This is a genomic window from Ochrobactrum teleogrylli (assembly GCF_037482325.1).
In the GTDB taxonomy this organism is placed as follows: domain Bacteria; phylum Pseudomonadota; class Alphaproteobacteria; order Rhizobiales; family Rhizobiaceae; genus Brucella; species Brucella teleogrylli.
The window spans coordinates 1,558,428-1,585,086 of the sequence record NZ_JBBHKQ010000001.1 but is presented as its reverse complement, the minus strand read 5'-3'; the positions used below and the strand labels follow the sequence as shown (position 1 = coordinate 1,585,086).

Here is a 26,659-nt window from a genome sequence, read left to right as displayed (position 1 = left end):
GGAGGCTGGACGCGATCCAGACTGAGCCAAATGGAGGACACAATGATTGCAGTTCCGACTGGCACGGCGGATGAGCCGCGCGGCCGCATCCCGCTTTATAAGCATCTCTATTTTCAGGTACTGGTGGCGATTGCCGCCGGTATCACGCTCGGCCATTTCTATCCCGAACTTGGCACGCAGCTGAAGCCGCTGGGCGACGCCTTCATCAAGCTGGTGAAGATGATCATCGCGCCCGTCATCTTCCTGACGGTCGCGACCGGCATTGCTGGCATGACCGACATGAAGAACGTGGGGCGCGTTGCTGGCAAGGCGATGATCTACTTCCTCACCTTCTCCACGCTGGCGCTGATTATCGGTCTCGTCGTGGCCAATGTCGTGCAGCCGGGCGCTGGCATGCATATCGACCCAGCCTCTCTCGACCCAAAGGCCGTGGCCGACTACGCCACCAAGGCGCATGAGCAGAGCATTACTGGCTTCCTCAGCAACATCATCCCGACGACGATTGTCGGCGCTTTTGCGGAAGGTGACATTCTGCAGGTGCTGTTCTTCTCGGTCCTGTTCGGTATTTCGCTTGCGCTTGTGGGCGACCGCGGCAAGCCGGTCACCGACTTCCTGCATGTGCTGACCGCACCGGTTTTCAAGCTGGTGTCGATCCTAATGAAAGCCGCACCCATCGGCGCTTTCGGCGCGATGGCCTTCACCATCGGCAAATATGGCATTGGTTCCATCGCCAATCTCGCCATGCTGATCGGCACTTTCTACCTCACCTCGCTGCTTTTTGTGCTCGTCGTTCTGGGTGCGGTGGCGCGCTATAACGGCTTCTCCATTCTCGCTCTGATCCGTTACATCAAGGAAGAGTTGCTGCTCGTGCTGGGCACCTCCTCATCGGAAGCGGCTCTGCCTGCCCTGATGAACAAGATGGAAAAGGCAGGTTGCAAACGCTCGGTTGTCGGCCTCGTCATTCCCACCGGCTATTCGTTCAATCTCGATGGCACCAATATCTATATGACGCTTGCTGCCCTCTTCATCGCGCGGGCGACAGATATTCCGCTGTCGTTGAGCGACCAGATTCTGCTCCTGCTGGTGGCCATGCTCAGCTCCAAGGGTGCCGCTGGCATAACCGGCGCGGGCTTCATCACGCTGGCCGCGACCTTGTCGGTCGTCCCGGCTGTGCCTGTGGCCGGTATGGCGCTCATCCTCGGCATCGACCGTTTCATGTCGGAATGCCGCGCCCTGACCAATCTCGTTGGCAATGCAGTCGCCACCATCGTTGTTGCGCGCTGGGAAAACGAGCTGGATCAGGACAAGCTTGCCGCCGCATTGGCTGGCACCCCCGCCATCACCGATGCGATGCCGCAGCTGGAGCCAGCGGAGTAAGCGCTACGCAAACAAAAACGGCCCGCTTCATGCGGGCCGTTTCGTTAGATACCGCCGCCCTCGCCGAGAGTGCCGAAATGCTCGATCATGCGATCGACATTGGGTGTCAGACCCGTGAACAATTCAAACGCGCCGACCGCCTGAAAAACGGCCATGCCGCCGCCGTTGACGATGCTGCATCCGCGCTTTGCCGCTTCGACCAGAAGCTGCGTCTGAAGCGGGAAATAAACAATATCCGCCACCCAATGCCGTGGCGTCAGCAGACCCGTATCCAAAGGCACGCCGGGGTGCTTGGCCATTCCGGTCGGCGTGGCATGGGCCAGCCCATCGGTAACTTCCAGCGCGGCGGCGATATCCCCGCCTGATACAAACCGGCAAGCCTCATGCCTCGGCGCCAGTTGCGCAATCAGCGCTTCGGTTCGGGCGGCATCCAAATCGAAAACCTGCACGTTTCGCGCGCCCATTGTCGCCAATGCATGCGCAACCGCAACACCCGCACCACCGGCACCGATCAATACTGCATTGTCGACCGGGGCATCGGGCAAAGCGCGCCGGAAGCCCTGCGAAAAGCCCCACCAGTCGGTGTTATAGCCGGTTCTGCGACCGTTTTTGAATGTCACCGTATTAATCGAGCCGAGTGCCGCCGCATCGGGCGACAATTCATCGACAAACTGAATCGCCGCCTGTTTGCAGGGATAGGTGATGTTGAGCCCTGCAAACCCGTCTTTCTCCGCCTGATCCATCAGCTGCGGCAAAGCCTCAACGCCCACGCCCAGCACCGAAAGATCGAATCGGTCATAGCGGTAATCGATGCCGTTCATGCGCCCTTCATGCATATGCATGGCTGGAGTGCGAGAGGCACCGATGCCGCTGCCAATCAAGCCCACGCGAACCGACCGCGTCACTGTTTCCGTCACGGAATTTAAACTCCACCCCTATCGTCCCGCCATTTTCGCACGGCAGGTTTCTTGTTTTTGAAAATGTACGAACTGGTTAGTAACGTCAATCGGACATGGCGACTATTTTTGCAATGCACACCGAATTGAATGTGCTTTGAGCATTTCCAGCAAAAGTGCGTAACGCCTACGCGGGGAAATCAGTCCACTGGACTGATTTCTGATCCCGCTTCGATGCGTCGGATAACGCGTGAAAACAAATATTTAGAGCGGTCCAAAGATTCCGTTTCAACCGGAACCGCTATAGAGCCTCACGATTTCAGGTAGGCCAGGATCATATCCGCGATAAGCTGACGATGTCGCGTTCGGTACTCATCGGCCATGAGGTCCCGGTCGAAAAGCGCGCCAAATGTGTGCCGGTTGGCGACCCGGAAAAAACAGGCGGCGCTGATCATCTGGTGCAGATCGACCGGATCGACCTTGCGGGTGAATACACCGCGTGTTTCCCCGCGCGCCAGAATCTCGGCAATGATCCCGATCACGCCGGAATTGGTGCGCTGGAAAACGCTGGAATTCTTCAGATGCTCGGCGCGGTGGATGTTCTCGATGCTGACCAACTGCACGAAATCGGGATTGGCGTCGTCATGATCGAATGTGGCCTCGATCAACCGCCGCATCGCTTCTTCCGGCTCGAAATCCTGAAGCTGAAGGCGGCTTTCCAGCGCCCTTATCTTGGCATAGGCGCGCTCCAGCACAGCCAGATAAAGCCCTTCCTTGTTGTCGAAATAATAATAGAGCATCCGCTTCGACGTCTTGGTCTTCTCGGCAATCGTATCAACACGCGCGCCGGAAAAACCCGCCCGAACGAATTCTTCGGTCGCGACCTCAAGGATGTTTTCCCTGGTGCTGTCGGGATCGTTTTTCCGTCCCGCGCGGGCCTGTGCAAGCTCGACTGCGCTGTCCATCGTGATCGTCTGGCCGCCTTTTAAAATGTACCAACTGGTGGGTTATATAGGCGCATAGTTCCGCGAGGGGCAAGCACGGGGCACTGTCATGCATGCGCAAATGGAAAAGGGGCCGGTAAACCGACCCCTTCTCTAAGTTCAACAGGCTTGACGCTACCCTATTTACCCGCCGCCTGCGCTGCATAGACATAGCTGTCATAGGTATATTCGGCGACGCGGAACCACTCGAAACCCTCGTCGCGGAATTTCTTCCAGCTCGGATAGATCTTCGCCCAGGCCGGGTTCTTTTCGGTATATTCAGCGTAGAGATCGAAAGTGACCTTGTAAGCGGCATCCAGCACGTCACGCGGGAGAGGCCGCAAGTTTACGCCCTTCGACACCAGCGAGCGGATTGCACCGGTGTTCTTCACGTCATAGAGCGAAATCATGTTCTGCGTTGCAGCCTGAGCGGCGGTGTTCAGCGCCACCTTGTAGGCTTCCGGCAGGCTTTCATATTGCTGCTTGTTGACGAAGAAATGCACCGAAGCGCCACCTTCCCAGAAAGCCGGATAGTAGTAGTAAGGCGCGATCTGGTAGAAGCCGAGCTTCTCATCGTCATACGGGCCGACCCATTCGGCGGCATCGATGGTTCCGCGTTCCAGCGACGGATAGATGTCGCCGCCGGGCAGCTGCTGCGGCACGACGCCAAGGCGCGACATGACTTCACCAGCCACACCGGCAATGCGCATCTTCAAACCTTTCAGGTCTTCGAGGCTCTTGATTTCCTTGCGATACCAGCCGCCCATCTGTGCAGCGGTGTTGCCGCCGACGATACCGACAACGCCGTAATCGGAAAGGAATTCGTTATAAAGCTCATTGCCGCCGCCATGATAGAGCCATGCATTTTGCAGGCGCGTGTTCATGCCGAAGGGAATAGCGGTGCCGATGGCGAAAGCCGGGTTTTTGCCGGTGAAATAATAGCCGCAGGTATGGGCGATTTCGACGGTATTGGCCTGCACCGCGTCAATAGCCTGCGGACCGGGCACCAGTTCGCCCGCCTGAAACACCTGTATCTGGAACTTGCCGTCCGTCATCTTCGACAGAGCATTGGCCATAAAGACCGCGCCGCCATAGATCGTGTCTAGATTGTTCGGGAAGCCCGATGTCAGACGCCAGCGTATGTTCGGCAATTCATCTGCGATTGCCGGTGTGGCCAGCGCCGCACCGCTTGTGGCGGCGGCGGCGCCGATGGCCGCCCCCTTGGTTAGAAATGTACGGCGGTTCAAATCCTGTTTCATGTTTTCCTCCTCCAAAACTGTTTCACTTGTAACCCGCGCGAAAACTGGTCTCCCCTCGGTTACTGCGCTGGCTTTTCCGGTTGTCCGAAGCTTGGCTGCGGCGATCCGAACGATGGGGCGGGCAGCGGGTCCGTGGACGGCGAAGGCGCACCGAATGGGGCGGGCGCAGTGCCGAACGGATTGCCGCCATCCGCACCCGGCATCGGCACGTTGATCTGGATCGTCGACGGATCGGCGACCGGATGGCCGGATTTGTAATGGGTAACGATACCGGGAAACGCGATGATGATCGCGACCATCACCAGCTGGATCAGCAGGAACGGGATTGACCCCATATAGATCTGGCCCGACGTGACCGGTTGGATCGTGGCTCCCGTTACCTTGTCCTTATAGGCGCGCGACGGCGCCACCGAGCGCAGATAGAACAGGGAGAAGCCGAACGGTGGATGCATGAACGATGTCTGCATGTTCACCGCCAGCATGACGCCGAACCAGACGAGATCGATGCCGAGTGCGTCGGCAACCGGCGCCAGAAGCGGGATGATGATGAAGGCCAGCTCGAAATAATCGAGGAAGAAGGCCAGAAAGAAGACGAGAATATTGGCGACGATCAGGAAGCCGACTTCGCCGCCGGGAATCGACGTCATCAGATGCTCAACCCAGACGTGACCGTTGACACCGTAGAAGGTGAGCGAAAACACACGTGCGCCAAGCAGAATGAAGATGACGAAAGACGAAAGCTTCGCCGTGGCGTAAAGCGCCGAGGTCAGCATCTTCATGTTCAGGCGGCGATTGATGATCGCAAGCAGAAGCGCACCGACCGCGCCCATTGCGCCGCCTTCCGTGGGGGTAGCGACACCGATGAAGATCGTGCCAAGAACGAGGAAGATCAGCACCAGCGGCGGCACGAGCGAGACCACCACGCGCTGCGCCAGTTTCCACCCCTTCAAGGTGCGGGCCTGCAACGGCAAGGCTGGAACAGTCTGAGGCCGCAGGATCGACATGCCGATGATGTAGGCGCAATAAAAGCCGACCAGCATCAGGCCCGGCACGAGCGCGCCCTTATACATATCCCCGACCGACCGACCGAGCTGGTCGGCGAGAACGATCAGAACGAGGCTCGGCGGAATGATCTGCGCCAATGTGCCGGAAGCGGCAATAGTGCCGCTTGCCACTTTGCGGTCATAACCATAGCGCAGCATGATCGGCAGCGAGATCAAGCCCATCGAAATCACCGAAGCGGCAACGACGCCAGTGGTGGCCGCCAGAAGTGCGCCGACGATAATCACCGCAAAGGCCAGGCCACCGCGCACGGGGCCGAACAACTGCCCGATCGTGTCGAGCAGGTCTTCGGCCATACCACTTCGCTCCAATATCAACCCCATGAAGGTGAAGAAAGGAATGGCGAGCAGGGTTTCGTTCGACATCTGGCCAAAGATGCGGTCGGGTATGGCCCCGAACAGATTGACCGGCAAAAGCCCCATTTCGATGCCGACGAAACCGAAGGCAAACCCGACAAAGGCAAGCGCAAAAGCCACCGGATAGCCGAGCAAAAGCACGACGATCAGCGAGAGGAACATCAGCGGCGCGAGATTTTCCGCGAAGAAAGCAACCATATATCCGTCCCCCTCAGAGCGCTTGGGCTTCTGCGTCTTCAGCCGCCACCGTGTCCGGTAGACGCCCTTGCAGAATGGCAATGCGTTTGATGAGTTCGGACAGGCCTTGCAGCGCCAAGAGTCCGAAACCGATGGGGATCAGCGTCCAGACAGGCCAGAGAACCAGCCCGCCTGTATTGTTGGAGGTTTCACCGCTGGCGAACTTCGCTTCCACAATGGGCCATGAAAGATAGATCGTGATGAGGCAGAAGGGCAGCAGGAAGACGATAGTGCCGAAAATCTCGACCAGCAGCTGGGTGCGGCGCGAATAACGGCTGTAGAGCAGATCGACCTTCACATGCTCGCTGTGTAGCAGCGTGTAACCGGCGGCGATCAGGAAAACCGCCGAAAACAGATACCACTGCGCTTCCAGCCATGCGTTGGAACTGAGATTGAAAAGCTTGCGCGAAACCGCATTGATGGCGCTGATCAGCACCGCCACGAGTATCAGCCAGGATACTGCTTTTCCGATGAAATTATTGGCCGCGTCAATAGCGCGCGACAACGCCAGCAAAACTGACATTGCTCCTCCCCTTTTGTTTCGGCCTCCTCAAGCCGTTTTGCAAAAGAGAATAAGTGCGCGGGAATCCACCCGCAAGCAGACGATAGTCGCAACAAAAGCACAATTACCCACTAGTGGGTAATAAGCAGAGCTTTCCCGTCTTCCGGCGGCTAACTTTCTGAAAAGCCAAGCCGGTTTTCAATGGCATAACGGGTCAATCCGGCGGTGCTGGCGATACCGAGTTTTTTCTTGATGTTCTTGCGGTGAGTCTCGACTGTTGCTTCCGATATGCCGAGCGCGGAAGCAATCTCGCGATTGCTGCTACCTTCGGCAACCAGAACCAGCACATCGTTTTCACGCGACGACAGGCCTTCCGCCTTCTTCTCGGCATTGTCGAGAAGTGCTTCCGAAACGCCGGAGGAAAAATAGGTTCCGCCCGATGCGACCGCATGGATGGCGGCGACGATTTCACTCGTCGAAACATCCTTCAGCACATAGCCCGAAGCACCGCGCATGATCGAGGTCGAGATATATTCGCGACTGTCATGCATGGAGAGCATCAGAATGCGCGTACCCGGCAGTTGCCGCTTGAAAAGCTCGATGGCATCGATACCGTTGAGAAGCGGCATATTGATATCCATCAGCACGACATCGGGCTTGGCGGTCTGCGCCATATCCAGCGCCAGCCGCGCATTGGATGCAGCGCCCGCGATTTCAATGTCGTCATAGGTTTCAAGCACGGCGCGCAAGCCGTCGAGAACCAGCGGATGATTATCGACCAGCAATACGCGAATCTTGCATTCTTTCGTCATGCGACTTCCGGTTTCATCAGGGACGGCTTCGTCATAGGTCTTTCGACTGCCGAAAGCGGCAGGCGCGCGGTCAACTGCGTACCATCGCTGCCGGTTTCCACCAAGAGCACACCGCCGAAATGTGCCATGCGTTCCTGCATATTTCTGAGGCCAAGTCCCGATGTCGCCCCTTTCAGATCATGACCGGCAAATCCATTGCCATTGTCGCTCACCGTCATCGTCACGCGCCCGTTCGAATCCCAAAGGCGCACAGAGACAGCATTGGCACCCGAATGGCGCTCGATATTGGTCAGCGCTTCCTGCGCCACCCGGTAGAGCGCCGTGCTCGGCTCCGGTTTCAGATTGACCCGCAGCGTATCAGCCTCGAAGCGGGTCTCGATACCAGTCCGCTCCGCGAAATGCTCGAAGAGCGCTTTCAGCGCCACCGTCATGCCCAGATCGTCCAGAATGCGCGGTCGCAAATCATGCGATAGACGCCGCACCTCCTTGATCGCGCCGTTCAGCACATCCGATGCCTTCTCGATAGCCCTCGGCGCACCGTCGCTGCCCGTATGCACCTGACGGCTGGCCAGATCGATGGCATAGCGCACGCCCACCAGATTCTGCGAAATGCCGTCGTGAAGTTCGCGGGCCAGACGGGCGCGTTCTTCCTCCTGCGTATCGATGATGCGCTGGGCAAGCTCCTTGAGCTTGCTGTCCGCCATGCGCCGCTCGCGAATGTTCAACAACATGCATGTCGCAAAAACCAGCATGACGGCAGGCACGGCGATCAGGCTGACCACCAGAAACGTGTTGCGGATATTGGCGCGAAAATCGGCATTGGCCGCCGCCGTCTGCGCATAAACATCATCCAGATAAACGCCGGTTCCCAGCATCCATTTCCACTTATCCAGCCCAACCGCAAAGGACAGCTTGTCGGCCATTTCGCCGCTCGACGGCTTTTCCCATTTATATTGGTGCAGCCCGCCCCCCTGCTTTGCCTTGTCGATCAGATTGGCAATGACATGATCGCCATCAGGATCGACCAGATTGAGCCAGTTCTGACCGGGACGAAAGGTCTGGCGCGGATGCACGACATTGTTGCCGTCATAGTCATAAACGAAGAAATAGCCGTCCCGCCCATAATCGAGCGAGGTGAGAATGCTCGTCACCTTCTGCATGGCCGCTGTATCGTCGGGACCGGCCTCGTCATAGATTTTCTGGATTGCTGACAGAGCCAGATTGGTGAGGTTCAGAAGCTCGGTCTCCTTCGCCTTCAGCATGTTTTTCTCAAAAGTCGCGATGCTGCTCTGCACGAGATTGGCCGATTGCCACGTGATGAAGGCCGTGACCGTCAGGATCGCTACGATCAACGGCACAATGGCCAGAGCCAGAATCTGATATCGAAGCGTCACGCCTAGCTCCTCCCAACATCGCCGGACGGCTTTTTAAATTGGGACTTTAAAGCCCCGCTTCGACGGACGAAAGAGGCGATATGCGCTGCCAATTTGCGGCACATTGCCAGACAGCAATATTATTTCGTATAGACTTATTTATGTAGATATAATGCAAAGCGCGGTCAGCTTTCCATTGCGCCTTGTTGCAAGAGCGGTATAGGAAGGCTGAAATTAAACGTTCGCGCGCTTCATTCGCGACGTGCAGGACCCTGAATTCTGGCCGTCTTGCCCAACCCCCATCGTTGAAGTGCGCATTCGGAGGAGTGATTATATGCAATACTGCGGCAAGGCGTCTCGTCGACTTCCCAAGGAGAGAAGACGATGAGCGCCGAAGTAAAGCACGCGCAGGCGGGTGGAACCGACAAGACGGCCATCGAGCTGAAGAATGTAGAGATTTCGTTCAAACTGGCCGATGGCGGTCGGTTCGATGCGGTTGCCGAAAGCAATCTCAAGGTCGCGGAAAACGAATTCGTCGCCATTGTCGGTCCAACCGGATGTGGTAAATCCACCTTGCTGAATGCTGTGGCCGGTCTTCTGACGCCTGCGCAGGGTATTGTCGAGATCAACGGCCAGCGCCTGCAAGGGCTAAATCGCAAGGCGGGTTATCTCTTCCAGCAGGACGCGCTGATGCCCTGGAAGACGGTGCTCGACAATGTCGCCATCGGTCTTGAAATCGCAGGCTCGACAAAGGCCGAAGCCCGCAGACATGCGCAGGAATGGCTGGCTCGTGTCGGGCTTGCAAGCTTCGGCGACCGCTATCCGCATATGCTTTCCGGGGGCCAGCGCAAACGTGTGGGTCTGGCGCAGGTGCTGATCCGCAATCCGAAATATCTGCTGATGGATGAGCCATTCGGCCCGCTGGACGCGCAAACCCGCGTCATCATGGGCGATTTGCTGCTCGATCTGTGGTCGCAAGACAAGAAGGCGGTCATGTTCGTCACGCATGATCTCGAAGAAGCCATCGCGCTTGCTGACCGCGTTGTCATCATGTCTGCCGGTCCGAGGGCGCGCATCATGGCGGAATATCGCATTCCGCTCGAACGCCCTCGCGAGATTTCCGAAATCCGCCTCGACAACCAGTTTCACGAAATCCACCGGGAAATCTGGAGCGCGCTCAAGGAAGAAGTCCTCAAGGGCTACCAGCAGACGAGTGGAGACCGCGCCGGAGGACGTTCATGAAAAAGCCAATGCTGTTTCTGGCGCAGCTCAGTATTGCTGTCGCCGTTATTCTCGTGTGGCATGTCTTTACCGCCACGCATCTTTTCGGCAACCCCGCCAAGGCGAAATTCTTCTTCGCCACACCGGGCGATGTCGCCTTGCGCACCTATAGATGGTTTGCCGAAGGCACCATCTGGTATCACCTCGGCATCACGCTGCTCGAAGCCATGCTCGCCTTTGCCATCGGCTCGATTGCGGGTGTCCTGATCGGCTTCTGGTTTGCGCGCAAGCCCATATTGGCAGCTGTTTTCGATCCCTATGTGAAAGCCGCCAACTCCCTGCCGCGTGTTGTTCTGGCGCCGATTTTTGCGCTGTGGCTTGGCCTCGGCATCTGGTCCAAGGTAGCGCTTGGCGTTTCACTGGTGTTCTTCATCGTGTTCTTCAACGTCTATCAGGGCGTGAAGGAAGTGAACCAGACCGTGCTGTCCAATGCCCGCATGCTCGGCATGAACGAGCGGCAATTGTTGCGCAACGTCTACCTGCCTTCGGCTTTGTCATGGATGTTTTCGAGCCTGCATACCGCTGTCGGCTTCGCCGTCGTGGGTGCGGTCGTGGGCGAATATCTCGGTTCTTCGGCGGGGCTTGGCTACCTCATTCATCAGGCGGAAGGCGTGTTCGACGTGACCGGCGTTGTCGCCGGTATGCTCGTGCTGACCGTCTTCGTGCTGATCATCGACTGGGGCGTCACCATCATCGAGGAGCGCCTGCTTGTCTGGCGCCCCAAAGCCGCAAGCCACAACGCATAACGGCGCGTCGCGCTTACGAGAGCGGTTCCGGTTAAAATGGAATCATGGAACCGCTCGATCTATTTGTTTTCACGCATTATCCTACGCAAAACCGCTGCGCACTTTTGCTGGAAATGCTCTAGGAGGAAAATCATGAAGATTAATCGCAGAGACGCCCTGCTGGGCGCCGCAGCTCTTGGACTGGCCGGCATTGCTTCCCGCCTGCCCGCCTATGCGCAGGATGCATCGGCAACGCCAGAAAAACCCGAACTGATGTTCGGCGTCGGCGGCAAGCCGCTTTTCTACTACCTGCCGCTAACGATTGCCGAGCGCAAAGGCTTCTTTGAAGAACAGGGCCTGAAGGCAACGGTCAACGATTTTGGCGGCGGCGCGAAGTCGTTGCAGGCTCTGATCGGTGGTTCGGTCGATGTCGTGACGGGCGCTTATGAACACACGATCCGCATGCAGAACAAGGGCCAGGACATCAAGGCAGTCTGCGAACTTGGACGTTTCCCGGGCATCTGCATCGGCGTGCGCAAGGACCTCGCAGGCGAAATCAAGACCATTGCCGACCTGAAGGGCCAGAATGTCGGCGTTACGGCGCCCGGCTCCTCCACGTCGCTGTTCCTGCAATATGCACTCATGAAGAACGGTCTGTCGGAAGATGCCGCGTCGATTATCGGCGTTGGCGGCGGCGCAAGCGCGGTTGCAGCCATCAAGAAAGGCGAAATCGCCGCTCTCGTCCATCTCGATCCGGTGATCACCCGCCTCGAAGTCGATGGCGATATCACTCTGCTGATCGACACCCGCACAGAAGAAGGCACGCGACAGCTGTTCGGCGGCACCAATCCGGCCGCGACAGTTTATGTGCAGCAGAGCTTTATCGACGCAAACCCGATCACCACGCAGCGCGTCGTCAATGCCTTCGTCAAGTCGCTGGACTGGATTCACAAGGCATCCGCCGACGACGTTGCCGACGCCGTGCCGGAGGAATATCTGCTTGGCGACCGCGAACTCTACAAAACCGGCTTTGAGAAATCCCGCGCCATGTATTCCGAAAAGGGCCTGATTGCCGAAGAAGGCTTCAAGAGCCTCTATGAAATGTTGAAGGCGCTCGATCCGGAGCTTTCCAGCGCGGATATTTCATTTGCGCAGACTTTCGATCCGCGCTTTGTGCAGGCCGCCAAAATCTAACCAAGAACAAGGCCGGGATCGCTTCGAATCCCGGCCTTTTCCATTTCATTCGTTGAAAAATGCCGCGCGGAATCACACGCTATCGTGAGCTGGACGCGCGATATGCCGCTTCAGCAATGCGGCTGCAAATTCGAAATCCCGTGCCTCGATAGCCTGCAAAATCTCCAGATGGTCCGCGCAGGCCTGACGAATTCGCGCTTCGCCCATACGCTCAAACTCACAGGATTCCGTCAGTCTCCTCAAATGGTTCTGCCAGCGCAGAGCCTGGGTAAGAAACCGGTTATTGGCCCATGACACCAGCGTTTCATGGAAATTCGCATTGACGTCGAACCAAAACCCATCCGGAAAATCGGATATCGGGCGTTCGAGTATTTCAAGCTGTTCGCGGTGCAGTTCCTGCAACTCGGAGAGAACCGGGCTGTAATCAGCTTGTGTCAGCGCGCCGCATTCGATGACCACCCGGAAAGAATAGCTTTCATTGACGGCATGTTCATTGTCGAGCGCTTCGGCAAAGCGCCAGCCGTAGCCTGGAAGCCGCTCGGCCAGTCCTTCGGCGGCAAAGCGCATCAATGTGCGGCGCACCGTTCCACGGGTCACTTCGAACTGTTCCGCGAGGGCTGCTTCAGAAACTTCCAGGCCGATCGAACCGGAAGCACGCGCGCTCATCAGCCTGTGATAGAGGTCTTCGAAATCGGACGGCGGCAAAATCTCGTTCGACAGCTCGTCCTGTTTCGGAAAACGCTGCAACAGATAACCACGGTTCGGTGCCTGCGCGACGATCCCCCGCTCCACCAGAAGATGCAAAACCTGCCGGACCGGCGAGCGTGAAACGTGCAATTCGCGCGCAATCGCAGCATCGGAAATGCGATCACCGATCTGCCAGCGCTCCTTGGTGATAAGCGCCAGCATCTTATGCGCAACTTCCACCTGAAGATTGCTCAAACCGGTTTGCGTCACTGTTCCGTCCGTCCGGGGTGCTGTTACGATGATGTTCACGCGCGGTAAATCCTCCGTGACAAATTTATAACAAAAATCTGCACGCGCGGGAGTTCCATTCGCTTGAGGGCACGCCAATGTGATCGGCGCGTGATGAGGCGAAACGGAAAGCAGTTTTCTGAAAAATAGCGGGAGTTACGGCCGGGGAGCCGCTTTGCTCGACCCGAACTGGTGCGCTTCAAAGGGCAACCCAAATGGCAATACCGCCGCCCAGATAAAAAGCAGGCGACAGATCGGAGACCTGTCGCCTGTCTATAACAATGGACTGGAGGTCACATTATTATCAGTTCATATTTTCAAGCTTCGTCAGATAACCCGACACATTACTGCGAACATAAACCTAGACGAAACCTGTCCGGATATCGGGACGATGCCCCGATATCCGATATTGATATGTGTTATTAGAACGAGCGCTGGAAGCGAACGATACCGCCCCAAGCGTCCTTCTCGACAGCGAGATCACGCCATTCGCCACCGAACTTGGTGTACGAAATTTCCGGGGTGATCGTGAAGCCAGGAACGAGCTGGTAAGCTACGTTAGCCGTAACTGCAGTCTTGCCCCAGTCGTCGTGTGCGCCCTGAAGGTTGAAGGTAGCCTTGTCGGTTGCCTTGAACTTCGCGCCACCCCAGACAGCCCAATCGCCGCCCCACTGGCCGTAGTTCTGCACCGGAGATTCTTCCGAAGCGTAACCACCCTGCAACCAAACCGAGAAGCGGTCGGTGATGTTCACGTCACCGCGAACCTTGGCAGCCCATTCTTCGATGACCGAGTCGTAAGCTGCAACAGCTGCGATCGAGCCCCAGCCGCCTTCGTACTTCAGACCGCCGAGGATGTGCGGGGTGTAGCCGTCGATGACGTAGCCCGAGCCGCCTTCTTCAACAGCCAGGATAGCCGAGAAGCCGTTGCCGCCCTTGTAGGTGTACGAAATCTGACCGGTGGTGTAGCTGCCTGCGCCGACCACGTCATCGTTGATGACGCCGCCGAGGTAACCGGTGAAGGTGTGGAATGCGGATTCGTCGATACCGACCTTGAAGCCGCCGAGCTGGATGTAGCCGATACGGAAATCAACGCCGCTGCTCGTGCCACCCCAAACGGTGTCTTCGTCAGGGCTGTAGCCGCCGTAGAATCCATCGTGACGGGAATTGTTGGCGCCGTAGTTGAAGCGGGTTTCCGTGTAGGTCTTCAGGGTGCCGAGTTCGGTTTCCGAAGCGGTGTGGGTGCGCAGCGTGAAGCGAGCAGCCTTATCCCAGCCCTTACGGTCGACGCCGGTGTAGACGTCATCGCCGCCCTTTACGTCGTAACGGACGTAGCCGCTGATGCGCAGGCAGGTTTCGGTGCCCGGAATGTAGAAGTAGCCAGCGCCGTAAGCATCGCAAACGCGGACATATTCAACTGCTTCAGGTTCCGGTGCAACGATTGCATCGGCAGCCTGTGCGCCGGAAACTGCAACGAGCGCTGCAGCGGAGCCGAGAAGAAGGCTCTTGATGTTCATTTCTGACCTCCAGGATCAAGTTGATAGAAGTTTCGATTTTTTTACGAGTCGTTTTTTACGATTGCATAATACGATTTTCATTGATGGTTTCGTTAGTCAATGGCGTTTTTTCCCAATAAGATACAGACCGTTACTTCCGGGGCGACCGTTGAAATTCTGCAACAGTCATAATTAGCCATGGCCCGCCGCTCTCCCACTTTTGCGGGAACCGGATTTTCGATCCCCCGGATGCCCGGAGCGCTGTTTTGAGGATTTCTGCAGCTTCTCGGTGGAACCCGTGCAGATGGTGGAAACGGCTACATGCCGCGGGCAGCTGTTGCGCAAGTAAGCGACATCATGCACCGCCTTGGCAGCGTGCAAGACATAGCCTCAATATTTCCGGTGGTAGCCAAACCCGCCATATTTCACCCCTCTTCAATACATCCCCGCAGCCGTTGTCCCCCAACGAACTGCGAATGGCCGGATGCTTCGCCCATTTCTGTTACAATCAGATGACGAACAGTGAGCACTGCGACCTTTATCCGTATTTTTAAAGGATCGGGGGCAGAGTTCAGCTTATAAATTTTTATTATTTTGTAGGGATTTAGCAAAAATCCCTACAGACACACGCATTTTCTTTTATTGCCGCTGATTTTTTTAAGAGTGCCGCTGCAAACCTGCGTTTGGCGCTAGTCGTCGCACTTACCCCTTGGAAAGCGCGATGACCGGGTCCAGTTGCGAAGCGTTTCGCGCTGGCAGATAGCCGAACACGACACCGATCAGCGTCGAACACAGGAAAGCTGCGATAATCGACGTGGTTGAATAAACAAGGCTGAAATTCGAGCTGAACAAGCTGAAGAGCAAGCCGAAGCCGAGCGCCGTCAGAATGCCCAGAACACCGCCTATCAGGCAGACAAGCACCGCCTCGATGAGAAATTGCTGCAGGATATCGCTCTGTCGCCCGCCGACCGCCATGCGTACCCCGATTTCCGAAACACGTTCGGACACCGTGACGAGCATGATGTTCATCACCCCGATGCCGCCGACGATCAGCGAAATAATGGCGATTGCCGCCACCAGAAGCGTCAGCGTCTGGGTCGTGCTGGTGATCGTCTTGCGAATATCGTCGGTGTTCAGGATGTAGAAATCCTTGGTGCCGTGGCGCTGCAACAGAAATTCGGTGACCGACTGTTCGGCCAGCGCCGTATCGATCCCGTCCTTGACCTGCAAGGTAATGCTGCGCAGCGAATTGCTTCCCAGAAACCGTGCCTGAACGGTGGTGTATGGCAGATAAAGCGACAAATTCTGGTTAGAGCCGAAACCGCCCTGCTGCGGCTCCATCACGCCGACAATGCGCGCTGGAACATTGCCAATCAAAAGCACCTGTCCCACCGGATTGATATCGGCAAACAGCGCGTTTTTGGTGTTCTGGTCGATGACCACATCCTGCGCCGTAGTTCGCACGCTTTCGCGGTCGAAAAACTGTCCATCGGCAATCTTGCTGCCCTTGGCGACAAAATATTGCTCGCTGACGCCATTCACCAGCGCATTGGACTCCTGCGAGCCGAAACGCACCGTGCTGTTTGTCGAGACTGTTGGCGTGGCAGCCGCGACATAGGGCTGTTTGGACAGTTCCAAAGCGTCCGAAACCACCAGTGTGGTGATTTTCCCGGATCGCACATCGCCGAAATCCTTGCCTGCGAAAATTTCCAGCGTATTGGTGCCGAGGCTGGAAATATTGGCCAGCACCCGCTCCTGCGAACCGCGCCCCAGCGCCACGACGCTGACGACCGAAGCAATGCCGATGATAATGCCCAACATGGTCAGGAAAGTGCGCAGCTTATGCGCCCGCATCGAGAGTAAGGCCATCAGAAAGGCCTCGCGGATCGAACCCATCAATCCATAGAGCGACAACGCGCGCTTGCGCTTCGAGGCCGCATCCTCCGGTCTGACGGCACTTTCCACGATCTCGGTCTTTTCAACCGGGCGGTCGGCGATGATCTCGCCGTCGCTGATTTCGATGATGCGTTCTGCCTTGCTGGCAATCGACATATCGTGGGTGACGATGATGACCGTGCGCCCTTCGGCATGCAGCTCACCCAGAATGCGCAGCACCTCTTCGCCGCTATGCTTGTCGAGCGCGCCGGTCGGCTCGTCGGCCAGAATGAGGCTGGCGTCGTTCATCAACGCGCGCGCAATGGAGACGCGCTGCTGCTGCCCGCCGGAAAGCTGGCCGGGCCGGTGATGCAGCCGGTCACCCATGCCAAGACGCGTCAGCAAGGACCCGGCGCGCTTGGCACGCGCCGACGGGTCGATACCAGCATAGATCGCCGGTATCTCGACATTGCCGATGGCCGTCAGCTCTGGCAGCAGATGATAACGCTGGAAGATGAAGCCGAAATGCTCACGCCGCAGCGCGGCCAGTTCATCGACATCCATGGAGGCGGTTTCGCGACCGCCGATTTCGTAGCTGCCGGACGTTGGGCGGTCAAGACAGCCGAGAATATTCATCAGCGTGGATTTACCCGAACCTGAGGCACCGACAATCGCCACCATCTCGCCAGCATTGATGGTGAGGTCGATATCTTTGAGTACCGCGATGGAACTGTCCCCCGACGGGTATTCCCGCCGGACCTTTCTGAGGCGGATCAACGGTTCCGTCATGATCAGAAGCCCATCGGCGGGCCGCGACGGCCACCCGGGCTGGGGCTTGCCGCAGCACCTGCCGCCAATTGGCCGGTGACGACGCGTTCGCCTTCATCGAGGCCCGATTTCACCTGAACCATCACCTTGTTGTTCAGGCCGATTTCAATCTTCTTGCTTGAGATCTGCCCCTTGTCATCGACCACGCGCACCGTATAGCGGCCATCCGCATCGCGCGCACCCAAGGCAGAGGACGGAATGGTCAGGACATTGTTCTCCTGCCCGAGAACGATGTGCACTTCCGCCGTCATATAGGTGCGCAGATGCCCGTCTTCATTCGGGATGGTGAAAAGGCCATTATAATAGATCGCCTCCGACGACGTGCTGCTCGAAGAGGACGACGAGGACGAGCTTGAGGAACTGAAGCTGCTGTCGCTTTTGATCGATTCCGGCGCCGGTTCCACCGATTCAAGGCTTGCTTCATAGCGGCGGTCCTGATCGCCGAGCACCGTGAAATAAAGCGGCAGGCCGGGCTTCACCCGGACGATATCAGCTTCGGAAATTTCCGTATAAACCGTCATCCGGTCAAGCTGGCCGAGAATAACAATCGTCGGTGCGGATTGCGTTGCGTTGACCGTCTGGCCTTCCTGGCTGACGATGGAAAGAACGGTTCCCTCAATCGGCGCGGTGATCTGCGTATAGCCGAGATTGGCTCTGGCTGTCTCGACGGCAACTTCGGCTGCCTTGATCTGGGCCCTGAGCGATTCAATCTGCGCCTGCGTCACATTCAGATCGGCGGCAGCCGTGTCGTAATCGGCCTGCGAAACGGCATGTTTGGCAAGCATGGCTTTCTGGCGGTTCAGCGTCTGCTGGTTCAGCGCCAGCGTCGCCTGCTTTTCCTTCAACTGCGCCTGCATGTTGGCAAGTGACGCCTCGGATGTCCGCAGGTCGTTTTTCTGCGTGGTGGAGTCGATCTCAGCAATGAGGTCATTCGCCTTCACGACCTGCCCAAGCTTCACCTTGACCGATGTGATGCGGCCCGATGCCTGCGCGCCGACCGCAACCAGACGAACCGGCTTGATGGTTCCCGTTGCAAGCACCGTGACTTCGATGTCGCTACGGGTCGCAGTGGCGGTCATCATCGATGGTGTCTGGGACGACGATTGGCTGCGCCAGTAAAAATATCCGCACACGGCCACAGCGATGAGGACTGCGGTCGTGACGACGAGACGTTTAAAGCGCATTCAGGGAACCTTGCATATGCTCGTGGATTGAACGTGACCTCGGAAACCGGCCTCACAGGGCCGCATGATCAAGGGTCGAATTCAAAAAATCCAGTAGAAATCTATAATTGCAGGCAATCTTTTCAATTCCGGCATCTGCCTTGGCCAATGTGTGACATTGGCAGCACATGCCGGAATGCGACCACCAAATCCGTATGAGGGGGATTTAACTTAGTTGGCGGCGGCAGTGGCCACCGCATTTCTCTTCGGAAGACGCGGACCCGTATTCACGTCCACGACTTCCGGTTTGGAAACTTCAATGGCGCCACTCCAGCCACCGCCAAGCGCCTTGTTGAGCGCGATATAGTCGGTAGTGATCAGAACCTGGCTGGCGATCAGTGAATCCTCCGCCGAATAGAGCGAACGCTGGGCCTCCAGAAGATCGAGGAAGCTCTGCGTACCCGACTGATAGAGCGAACGTCCAAGCGACGCCGCCTCGCGATAATGGCGAGCCGATGTTGCAAGCTTGGACGATTTGATGCGCTCCTGCGCCAGCGAAACGATAGCGTTTTCGACTTCTTCAAGCCCGGTCAGGATCGAAGAGCGGTAGGCGATAAAATACTGGTCGCGCTGCGCCTGCGCCATCTCGACGGCTGCCTTCAGCTGGCCGCCATTGAAGATCGGAACCGTGAGGGTTGGGCCGAACGACCAGCTGATCGACGAACTTTTGCCGAGATCGCCGATCTTGGTGGCCGAGGTCGCAATATCGCCCGTCAGGCTGAGACCCGGATAGCGGGCGGCTTCCGCCTGACCGACCTTGGCCGTGTATTGCGCATATTGACGTTCAGCCAGCCGCACATCCGGGCGGGAGAGAAGAATGTCTGCTGGAATGCCCGTGGGCATCGGCAGTTTCGGCTTGGGGATCGCCTTAACCTTCTTCATGCGCTCGGCAAGTGCGGCAGGCGCGCGACCTGTCAGCACAGAAAGCCGATGCACGGAAGCGGCATAGGCCGCTTCAAGGTCCGGTATATTGGCCTCTGTCGAAGCCGCCTGACCGGATGCGTTGGAAAGATCGACCGCCGACGATGCGCCCGCCTCGAATTTGTTGCGCGTCAGGGTAGCCGTTTCGCGCTGTGAAGCGGCGGTCCGCCGGGCCAGCGCGGCACGCGCCTGATAACCGCGTGCTTCGACATAATTCGTGGTTACATCGCCAATCAGCGTCACGAGCGTATTGCGCAGGTCTTCTTCCGAGGCATCCATGCCGTATTTGGCGGCTTCCACCGACCGGCGGTTGGCGCCGAACAGATCTATTTCCCAGCTTGCATCCAGTCCGCTCTGGAACTGGCTGCTGGTGCTCGCCGTGCCACTGACCGAAGAGCCTGTGCGGCTGCGGGTCGCCGAAGCGGAACCGTCCAGTGACGGCAGCAGCGTGCCGACCGACTGACGATAGGTAGCGCGCGCCTCGCGCACGCGGGCCTTGGCGGTTGCAACATCCAGATTGCCCGCAACCGCTTCCTCTACGAAAGCATTGAGCAATGGATCGTTGAGCCGCTTCCACCATTCGGCCAGTTCCGCGGGCTTTGCCGGTTTTTGCTGCTTCTTGTTGCCCCAGTTGGAAGGCATGTTGATCAGGGGCGACTGATAGTCCGGCCCGACCACACAACCGCTGACGGTCGCAACAAGACACAACGTGGCCAGCACTTTCATCGTGCGGCGGACGCGCTGATCCTGTCTGGTGCAGGGGTTGTGGTCAAAAGTCGCTGCAAGGCGGGTGAGATCATTTGTCGACATGGTTTGATTCCGTCTGCGTCTGCGGCGACACCGATTGAGTTTGACTGGATTTGCCCTTGAAGATGCGCCGAACGGCAACGAAGAGCAGCGGAACAAGAAAGACACCTATCACGGTTGCGGCGATCATCCCGCCCATGACGCCGATACCGATTGCGTTCTGCGCACCCGAACCGGCACCGCTTGCAATGGCCAGCGGAGTGACGCCCAGAATGAAGGCGAATGATGTCATCAGGATCGGTCGCAGGCGCTGTCGAGCGGCCTCCAGCGTCGCCTCGACCAGCCCCATGCCTGCCGCTTGCCGCTCTATCGCAAATTCGACGATCAGAATAGCATTCTTTGCGGCAAGACCGATGGTGGTGAGAAGACCGACCTTGAAATAAACGTCGTTACTCTGCCCGAAAATCGTTGCGCCCAAAAGTGCGCCGAAAATGCCGATCGGCACGGAAAGCATGACTGCAAACGGGATGGACCAGCTTTCATAAAGCGCGACGAGACATAGGAACACCACCAGAACCGAAATCGCATAGAGTGAGGCTGCCTGATTGCCGGAAAGCTGTTCCTGATAGGAAAGTCCGGTCCATTCATGGGCAAATCCGGACGGCAATTGCGTCATCAGATTGTCTATTTCATCCATAGCGACACCGGAACTGACGCCGGGTGCCGCTTCGCCCTGAATTTCCACGGCGGACGAGCCGTTATAGCGTTCCAGTCGCGGCGAGCCATATTTCCAGTAGCCGGTTGCAAAGGCTGAAAACGGCACCATGATGCCATCGGCGTTGCGGACCTGCCATTTCTCCAGATCTTCCGGCTGCATGCGGAAATTGCTGTCGCCCTGAACATAGACCGGTTTGATGCGACCCCTGTCGATGAAATCATTGACATAGGCGCTGCCCCAGGCTGTCGACAGCGTGCTGTTGATATCGGCCAGCGAAACGCCCAAAGCACTCGCCTTTTCCTGATCGATATTGATCGCGAATTCAGGCGTATCTTCCTGCCCGTTCGGGCGCGTATTGGCCAGAAGGTTGCTTTTGCCCGCCAGCGCCAGCAACTGGTTGCGTGCCTCGATCAGCTTGGCGTGACCGGCGCCATTGACATCTTGCAGAAAGAAATCGAAGCCGCTCGAATTGCCCATGCCCTGAATGGCAGGCGGCGCCAGCGCAAAAACCTTGCCGTCGCGAATTGTCGAGAAGAATTTCATGGCGCGTCCGGCGACCGCGCTTGCCGATAGATCAGCAGATTGGCGCGCTTCGAAATCTTTCAGACGCACGAAGGCCAGACCGACATTCTGTCCCTGCCCGCCATAACCAAAGCCGATTACGCTCATCACGCCTTCGACCGCATCCTTCTCCTGATTGAGATAGAAATCCGTCACCTGCTTCATGACCCGTTCGGTACGGTCCTGCGTAGCGCCCACGGGAAGCTGAACGCTGGTCATCAGCGTGCCCTGATCTTCCTGCGGCAGGAACGAGCTTGGCAGACGGTTGAACATCCAGCCCATGGCAACCACGATCAGCGCGAAGACCAGAAGGTAACGGAATGACCGCGTGAGGATTCCATTCACGCCACGGCGATAGGCATTCGTTGTCCGGTCGAAACCGCGATTGAACCAACCGGAAATGCCGCGCTGCTTCGCATGGCCTTGGACCGGCTTCAAAAGCGTGGCGCACAAAGCGGGCGTCAGGATCAGCGCGACCACCACCGACAGGATCATCGCCGATACGATGGTGACCGAGAATTGGCGATAGATGACGCCGACCGATCCGCCGAAAAAGGCCATCGGAATAAACACCGCCGAAAGCACCGTCGCGATGCCAACCAGTGCGCCGGTGATCTCGCCCATGGATTTGATCGTGGCCTCCCTTGGCGGAAGTCCTTCCTCCTCCATCACGCGCTCGACATTTTCCACGACGACAATCGCGTCATCCACCAGAAGGCCGATGGCCAGCACCATGGCGAACATGGTGAGCGTATTGACGGAATAGCCGAAGATCGCCAGCACCCCGAACGTGCCCAACAGAACCACCGGAACGGCCAGCGTTGGAATAAGCGTGGCGCGGATGTTTTGCAGGAACACCAGCATCACGACGAAAACCAGAATGATGGCCTCGATCAGTGTCTTGATCACTTCCTCGATAGACAAGCGCACGAAGGGCGTCGTGTCATAAGGATAAACGACCTCCACCCCCGCTGGCAGCGTTTCCTTCAGGTTCCCGATTGCTTCCTGCACCCCTTCCGCCGTGCTGATCGCATTTGCGCCGGTGGCGAGATAAATGCCGATGGCGCCCGAAGGCAGACCGTTATAACTGGATTCACTCGTATAGCTTTCCGAACCCAGTTCCACGCGGGCCACATCGTTCAACCGCACCAGCGCGCCATCGGTCGTGCTTTTCAAAATGATATTGCGGAACTGTTCCGGCGTTTGAAGACGGCTTTGCGCCGTCACCGTCGCATTGAGCTGTTGACCCTTATTGGCGGGCATTGCGCCCAGCTGACCAGCCGAAACCTGCGTGTTCTGCGCCTCAATCGCCGAAGCGACATCGCCCGGCATCAGCGCATATTTCGCAAGCTGGTCGGGGTCCAGCCAGATGCGCATTGCATAGCCGGAACCGAAAATGCGCGTATCGCCCACGCCTTCGACGCGCTTCAGCGTATCGTTGAGCGAGCTGTCGATATAGTCAGCCAGATCGTTGGCTGTTAGCTTGCTATCGGTCGAGACAAAGCCGATGACCATCAGAAAGCTTTCGGACGACTTGCTGACTGTCAGACCCGTGCTCTGTACGCTCTCCGGCAGCTGCGACTGGACGAGCTGCAGCTTGTTTTGCACCTGCATTTGCGCCACGTCGGGATCGGCGGCGCTGGTGAAGGTCAACGTAATCGTTGCCGAGCCGGTCGAGGTCGAGTTGGCCGTCATGTAATCCAGATTGTCGATGCCGGTCATGCCCTGCTCGATCACCTTGGTAACCGAGTTTTCGACCGTTTCGGCATCTGCGCCCGCGTAAGTGGCGCTGATGCGCACCGTGGTCGGCGCGATCTGCGGATATTGCGAGATCGACAGGGAACTCAGCGCCAGCAAACCGCCAAGCATGATGACAATCGCAATGACCCAGGCAAAATTGGGCCTGTTGATGAAGAAATTCGACATGGTCTATTCCTTCACCGCCGCGTTGCCGGTCTGGTTCTGGGTCAACTGACTGCCAGCGCCATCGGTCGTCTGCGCCTGTTTGCGCTCGCGCACCTCGCCGGTCGTATCATCGACAATGACATCGACCGCCTGCACTTCCTGACCGGCGCGGACAAGCTGCGATCCTTCCACGATGACCCGGTCGCCAGCCGCAACGCCGCCGTTGACCAGCCAATTATTGCCGACGCTCTGGCGGACTTCGAGGACGCGCTCCTCTACCTTGTTCTCGGCATTGACGAAAAGGCCGGTCGGCTCGCCCTTGGCATTGCGCGAAACGCCGCGCTGCGGCAGGAGGAAGCTGTTGGGGGCAACGCCCTCTTCCACCAGCGCGCGCACGTACATGCCCGGCAGAAGCAGTCGATCCGGATTGGGGAATGTGGCGCGGAGCGTAAAGGTGCCCGTCGTTTCGCTGACTGCGGATTCCGCAAATTCAAGCTTGCCCGGCAGCGGATAGATCGCGCCGTTTTCCAACTTGAGCCGCACGCTGACATTTTCACCACTGATCTTGATGCGCCCATCCTGGATGGCCTGACGAAGATTGAGCAGATTGGTGCTCGATTGCGTCACATCGACATTGATGGGGTCAAGCGTGCGGATGGTGGTCAGCGCCGTGTCCTGGCTGGCTGTCACCAGCGCGCCGGGCGTCAGGGTCGAGCGGTCGATGCGTCCGCTGATCGGCGCCTTGATCGACGTATAATCAAGGTTGATACGCGCCGTTTCCAGCGCGGCTTTCGCTGCCGCAACATCGGCCTTGGCCTGCGCCAGCGATGCAACCGCATTGTCGAGGTCCTGCTTGCTGACGGCGTTCTGCTTGATCAGCCCCTGATAGCGCGTCACCATGGATTGCGCGCTGGGTACAGTCGCTTCCGCCCGCTGGAGATCGGCAGCTGCACTCTCATAGGCAGCCTTATAGCTGGCAGGTTCGATCTGATAGAGCGCATCGCCCTCTTTGACCTCGCTGCCTTCCGTAAACAGCCTCTGCTCGATGATACCGCCAACCTGTGGTCTGACTTCCGCCACTAGCGACGCGGTGGTGCGCCCCGGCATTTCGGCATTGATCGAGACCGATTGCGGCTGCAAGGTCACAACGCCAACCTCCGGTTTCGGCAGCGCCGCGGCATTGGTGCCCGCCTTCTGGGATTGCTCCTGCGAACAGGCAGAAACCAGCAGAAGCGACGCGGCGGCCAGCGCCATTCCGAAAGACCGCGCATCTGGGAGGAAGCGACACGGTTTGCTACGGGAAATCAGCGGCTGAACCATACTATAAACCTTGTTTACTGAGCGATTTGGTTGCGACCGGCAGCGTCACGGTTTGCGCGATGCCGTTCGGCGTTTTGTTGGCGATATCGATGCGCCCTCCCATGCGCTCGATAATTTCCTTGGCGATGGCCAGCCCAAGCCCCGCACCGGGATGCATTTTCCGGCGTCCCGCATCGACCCGGAAGAAGGGCTCGAAAATGCGCCCTATCAATTCTTCAGGAATGCCCGGACCGTTATCTTCTATAAGAACGACTGCTTCGCCGTTCTTCTCAACACTCGACACAACAGCGTGATGGCCATGGGTTGCCGCGTTGATCATCAGGTTGCGCAAGGCGCGCGTCAGCGCAATCGGGTTGGCCTGCACGACGAGGGGCTGCGCGGTTTTCACCGGCTGCAACTCTGCCGAATAGCCAATCGCCCGCAGTTCCGCGACCAGTTCGGTCACGAGGCGGTCGAGCTGCAAAATCTCCGTCGCGCCGTTGCTGTCCACTTCCTCGCGCACGAGACGAATGGCGCTGTCGGCGATGGAATCGAGCTCTTCGAGATCTGCCAGCCATTTCGCACGCTCCGCCTCATCTGCGACGAATTCGGCGCGCAGCCGCATCCGCGTCATCGGTGTGCGCAGATCATGACCGGCGGCGGCAACCAGCCGCATGCGGCTTTCCATTGCCGTCTTGAGCCTCGTTGACAGGCGGTTGATGGCCTTTGCAGTTGCGCGCACTTCGCCCGATCCGGTTTCGGGGATCAGCGGCAGGACGCCATCCGGCCCGATGCGCGTCACCGCCCCTTCGAGCAGGCGCAGCGGCTTCGTGATCTTGGCAGCGGCGAACAATGAAATGACAGCACTGCCCAGCACAATCAGGCAGACCCACAAAGCCAGCACGCGAGCGGCGCCTTCCGGCGGCCCCATTTGCGGAATTTGCAAAATGATCCACCGATCCTCGCCAAGTTTGACCGAGACATTGTCCGTCCTCGGCGTGTCCGCATGGCTGACGATCAGCGGCCAGTCCTTACCGTTTGCAGCCAGCGCGCGCGAGATGAAGCGGGTTCCCCTCTCATCGACATTCGTATCGATGGGTTTGTCCTGAACGACAAGGCCATAGGCTTGCGCTGCTGCCGGGTTCTGAGTGAACAGCGACACCTGCAGCATGATCTGGCGCGCCAGCGGATCAGACGTCAGTTCGCGCGGCGGCGGACTGAGTACGCGGTCCGCCGCAAATGTCGCCAGTCCCACAACGGAGACGATGGCGCAGATCAACAACAGAGCGATGCGATTGCGCAATGTGTTCATCGCGTCACAACCGATGTTTTGACCGGTATCGTCAGCTGATAGCCGCCATTGCGCACGGTCTTGAATACATCGCCAGCCTGACTGTCATCAAGCTTGCGGCGCAACCGGCTCATAAGAACGTCAATCGAGCGATCAAGCGGGCCGCGTCCCCGCCCCTGTGTGAAATCGAGCAGCTGGTCACGCGACAATAGCCGACCAGGACGCTCCACGAATACTTTGAGCAGATCGAATTCAGCCGCCGTCAGATCGACCTGCGCGCCATCATCCCTCGCAACCTTGCGCAGCTGCGGGTCGAGGACGAAGGCGCCGAAATGGAAAAGCGTAACATCATCATTAGTGGATAATGGAACATGCTGGCTGCGGCGCAGCACAGCCTTGATGCGAGCCGTCAGTTCGCGCGGATTGAACGGCTTGCCCAGATAGTCATCCGCGCCGATTTCCAGACCGATGATGCGATCCACATCCTCTTTCAATGCAGTCAGCAGGATGACCGGAATGCTAGGCTCCCGGTCACGCAGCCGCCTGCAAATGTCGAGGCCCGAACCATCCGGCAACATGACATCCAGAACAATCAGATTGGGGTTGGTCTCCGTGAGACGCTTTTCGCATTCGCGGCGATCGCCCGCCACCGAAACGCGAAAACCCTGCTCGCTGATATAGCGCGACAACAACGAGCGGATTTCCGGGTCGTCATCGACGATCAGTATATGGGGCGGAACGCTCATTCGGGCTCGTGACGTTATCA

Annotated in this window: 20 protein-coding genes; 4 read left to right on the top strand and 16 right to left on the bottom strand. The window is 57.9% G+C overall.

The genetic code is table 11. The features are described from left to right. Positions 1-42 precede the first annotated feature (42 nt). Complete coding sequence (locus WIX40_RS07390; RefSeq protein ID WP_339439594.1) at positions 43-1,377, top strand: dicarboxylate/amino acid:cation symporter; 1,335 nt, start codon at positions 43-45, stop codon at positions 1,375-1,377. A 44-nt stretch (positions 1,378-1,421) separates the two neighbouring features. On the opposite strand, the gene WIX40_RS07385 is transcribed toward WIX40_RS07390, so the two are convergent. From WIX40_RS07385 to mctS, 7 genes are all read right to left on the bottom strand, one after another. Next, entirely contained in the window at positions 1,422-2,294 is an 873-nt protein-coding gene (locus tag WIX40_RS07385) for a shikimate dehydrogenase (RefSeq protein ID WP_109367166.1), read from the bottom strand. A 290-nt stretch (positions 2,295-2,584) separates the two neighbouring features. Continuing rightward, positions 2,585-3,238: a TetR/AcrR family transcriptional regulator gene (locus WIX40_RS07380; RefSeq protein ID WP_339439592.1), complete on the bottom strand. Its 654-nt coding sequence runs from the start codon at positions 3,236-3,238 to the stop codon at positions 2,585-2,587. Positions 3,239-3,396: 158 nt separating this feature from the next. Beyond that, positions 3,397-4,515, bottom strand: a complete 1,119-nt coding sequence (locus WIX40_RS07375; protein ID WP_109367164.1) for a TRAP transporter substrate-binding protein — start codon at positions 4,513-4,515, stop codon at positions 3,397-3,399. Between the two features lie 59 nt (positions 4,516-4,574). Further along, positions 4,575-6,131 carry a TRAP transporter large permease gene (locus tag WIX40_RS07370; protein WP_109367163.1) on the bottom strand — a complete coding sequence of 519 codons (1,557 nt, stop codon included), beginning with the start codon at positions 6,129-6,131 and terminating at the stop codon, positions 4,575-4,577. 13 nt (positions 6,132-6,144) lie between these two features. Then, on the bottom strand, positions 6,145-6,693 hold the full coding sequence (locus WIX40_RS07365; RefSeq protein ID WP_109367162.1) for a TRAP transporter small permease subunit: 549 nt from the start codon (positions 6,691-6,693) through the stop codon (positions 6,145-6,147). Between the two features lie 149 nt (positions 6,694-6,842). Then, a complete protein-coding gene (mctR, locus tag WIX40_RS07360) occupies positions 6,843-7,484 on the bottom strand; it encodes a two-component system response regulator MctR (protein WP_109367161.1) in 642 nt (213 codons plus the stop codon). Continuing rightward, positions 7,481-8,878, bottom strand: coding sequence for a two-component system sensor histidine kinase MctS (gene mctS, locus WIX40_RS07355; RefSeq protein ID WP_339439588.1), 1,398 nt, complete (start codon positions 8,876-8,878; stop codon positions 7,481-7,483). Before mctS ends, mctR begins: the two co-directional genes overlap by 4 nt. Before the next feature lie 363 nt (positions 8,879-9,241). Between mctS and WIX40_RS07350 the strand changes: the two genes are divergently transcribed. The 3 genes from WIX40_RS07350 to WIX40_RS07340 all read left to right on the top strand — a co-directional run bounded on the left by WIX40_RS07350 (position 9,242) and on the right by WIX40_RS07340 (position 12,057). Further along, the gene (locus WIX40_RS07350; RefSeq protein ID WP_171317548.1) at positions 9,242-10,099 is read left to right on the top strand and encodes an ABC transporter ATP-binding protein; all 858 of its coding nucleotides are present in this window, start codon (positions 9,242-9,244) and stop codon (positions 10,097-10,099) included. Further along, positions 10,096-10,884, top strand: a complete 789-nt coding sequence (locus WIX40_RS07345) for an ABC transporter permease (protein ID WP_339439586.1) — start codon at positions 10,096-10,098, stop codon at positions 10,882-10,884. Before WIX40_RS07350 ends, WIX40_RS07345 begins: the two co-directional genes overlap by 4 nt. Before the next feature lie 132 nt (positions 10,885-11,016). Beyond that, positions 11,017-12,057: an ABC transporter substrate-binding protein gene (locus tag WIX40_RS07340; protein ID WP_109367157.1), complete on the top strand. Its 1,041-nt coding sequence runs from the start codon at positions 11,017-11,019 to the stop codon at positions 12,055-12,057. A gap of 72 nt (positions 12,058-12,129) precedes the next feature. Here WIX40_RS07340 and WIX40_RS07335 read toward each other — a convergent pair whose 3' ends face one another. The 9 genes from WIX40_RS07335 to WIX40_RS07295 all read right to left on the bottom strand — a co-directional run bounded on the left by WIX40_RS07335 (position 12,130) and on the right by WIX40_RS07295 (position 26,639). Next, complete coding sequence (locus tag WIX40_RS07335; protein ID WP_339439583.1) at positions 12,130-13,053, bottom strand: GntR family transcriptional regulator; 924 nt, start codon at positions 13,051-13,053, stop codon at positions 12,130-12,132. A gap of 401 nt (positions 13,054-13,454) precedes the next feature. Next, the gene (locus tag WIX40_RS07330) at positions 13,455-14,546 is read right to left on the bottom strand and encodes a porin (protein WP_339439581.1); all 1,092 of its coding nucleotides are present in this window, start codon (positions 14,544-14,546) and stop codon (positions 13,455-13,457) included. Positions 14,547-15,227: 681 nt separating this feature from the next. Next, positions 15,228-17,189 (bottom strand): MacB family efflux pump subunit, encoded by a 1,962-nt coding sequence (locus WIX40_RS07325; RefSeq protein WP_339439579.1) that lies wholly within the window; start codon positions 17,187-17,189, stop codon positions 15,228-15,230. Positions 17,190-17,191: 2 nt separating this feature from the next. Then, the gene (locus tag WIX40_RS07320; RefSeq protein WP_339439577.1) at positions 17,192-18,412 is read right to left on the bottom strand and encodes an efflux RND transporter periplasmic adaptor subunit; all 1,221 of its coding nucleotides are present in this window, start codon (positions 18,410-18,412) and stop codon (positions 17,192-17,194) included. 210 nt (positions 18,413-18,622) lie between these two features. Continuing rightward, positions 18,623-20,098 (bottom strand): efflux transporter outer membrane subunit, encoded by a 1,476-nt coding sequence (locus tag WIX40_RS07315; protein WP_109367966.1) that lies wholly within the window; start codon positions 20,096-20,098, stop codon positions 18,623-18,625. Between the two features lie 70 nt (positions 20,099-20,168). Beyond that, a complete protein-coding gene (locus WIX40_RS07310) occupies positions 20,169-23,324 on the bottom strand; it encodes an efflux RND transporter permease subunit (protein WP_121538205.1) in 3,156 nt (1,051 codons plus the stop codon). A 3-nt stretch (positions 23,325-23,327) separates the two neighbouring features. Further along, complete coding sequence (locus tag WIX40_RS07305; RefSeq protein ID WP_109367151.1) at positions 23,328-24,623, bottom strand: efflux RND transporter periplasmic adaptor subunit; 1,296 nt, start codon at positions 24,621-24,623, stop codon at positions 23,328-23,330. 1 nt (position 24,624) lies between these two features. Continuing rightward, a complete protein-coding gene (locus tag WIX40_RS07300; protein ID WP_109367150.1) occupies positions 24,625-25,914 on the bottom strand; it encodes an ATP-binding protein in 1,290 nt (429 codons plus the stop codon). After that, the gene (locus WIX40_RS07295; protein WP_109367149.1) at positions 25,911-26,639 is read right to left on the bottom strand and encodes a response regulator; all 729 of its coding nucleotides are present in this window, start codon (positions 26,637-26,639) and stop codon (positions 25,911-25,913) included. The genes WIX40_RS07300 and WIX40_RS07295 overlap by 4 nt, the downstream gene beginning before the upstream one ends. Positions 26,640-26,659: the final 20 nt, after the last annotated feature.

Excerpts from the sequence above, each read along its gene's own strand:
- WIX40_RS07390 (WP_339439594.1), top strand. The coding sequence starts at position 43 with ATGATTGCAGTTCCGACTGGCACGGCGGATGAGCCGCGCGGCCGCATC.
- WIX40_RS07380 (WP_339439592.1), bottom strand. The coding sequence starts at position 3,238 with ATGGACAGCGCAGTCGAGCTTGCACAGGCCCGCGCGGGACGGAAAAAC.
- WIX40_RS07375 (WP_109367164.1), bottom strand. The coding sequence starts at position 4,515 with ATGAAACAGGATTTGAACCGCCGTACATTTCTAACCAAGGGGGCGGCC.
- WIX40_RS07370 (WP_109367163.1), bottom strand. The coding sequence starts at position 6,131 with ATGGTTGCTTTCTTCGCGGAAAATCTCGCGCCGCTGATGTTCCTCTCG.
- WIX40_RS07365 (WP_109367162.1), bottom strand. The coding sequence starts at position 6,693 with ATGTCAGTTTTGCTGGCGTTGTCGCGCGCTATTGACGCGGCCAATAAT.
- mctR (WP_109367161.1), bottom strand. The coding sequence starts at position 7,484 with ATGACGAAAGAATGCAAGATTCGCGTATTGCTGGTCGATAATCATCCG.
- WIX40_RS07350 (WP_171317548.1), top strand. The coding sequence starts at position 9,242 with ATGAGCGCCGAAGTAAAGCACGCGCAGGCGGGTGGAACCGACAAGACG.
- WIX40_RS07345 (WP_339439586.1), top strand. The coding sequence starts at position 10,096 with ATGAAAAAGCCAATGCTGTTTCTGGCGCAGCTCAGTATTGCTGTCGCC.
- WIX40_RS07340 (WP_109367157.1), top strand. The coding sequence starts at position 11,017 with ATGAAGATTAATCGCAGAGACGCCCTGCTGGGCGCCGCAGCTCTTGGA.
- WIX40_RS07330 (WP_339439581.1), bottom strand. The coding sequence starts at position 14,546 with ATGAACATCAAGAGCCTTCTTCTCGGCTCCGCTGCAGCGCTCGTTGCA.
- WIX40_RS07325 (WP_339439579.1), bottom strand. The coding sequence starts at position 17,189 with ATGACGGAACCGTTGATCCGCCTCAGAAAGGTCCGGCGGGAATACCCG.
- WIX40_RS07320 (WP_339439577.1), bottom strand. The coding sequence starts at position 18,412 with ATGCGCTTTAAACGTCTCGTCGTCACGACCGCAGTCCTCATCGCTGTG.
- WIX40_RS07315 (WP_109367966.1), bottom strand. The coding sequence starts at position 20,098 with ATGAAAGTGCTGGCCACGTTGTGTCTTGTTGCGACCGTCAGCGGTTGT.
- WIX40_RS07310 (WP_121538205.1), bottom strand. The coding sequence starts at position 23,324 with ATGTCGAATTTCTTCATCAACAGGCCCAATTTTGCCTGGGTCATTGCG.
- WIX40_RS07305 (WP_109367151.1), bottom strand. The coding sequence starts at position 24,623 with ATGGTTCAGCCGCTGATTTCCCGTAGCAAACCGTGTCGCTTCCTCCCA.
- WIX40_RS07300 (WP_109367150.1), bottom strand. The coding sequence starts at position 25,914 with ATGAACACATTGCGCAATCGCATCGCTCTGTTGTTGATCTGCGCCATC.
- WIX40_RS07295 (WP_109367149.1), bottom strand. The coding sequence starts at position 26,639 with ATGAGCGTTCCGCCCCATATACTGATCGTCGATGACGACCCGGAAATC.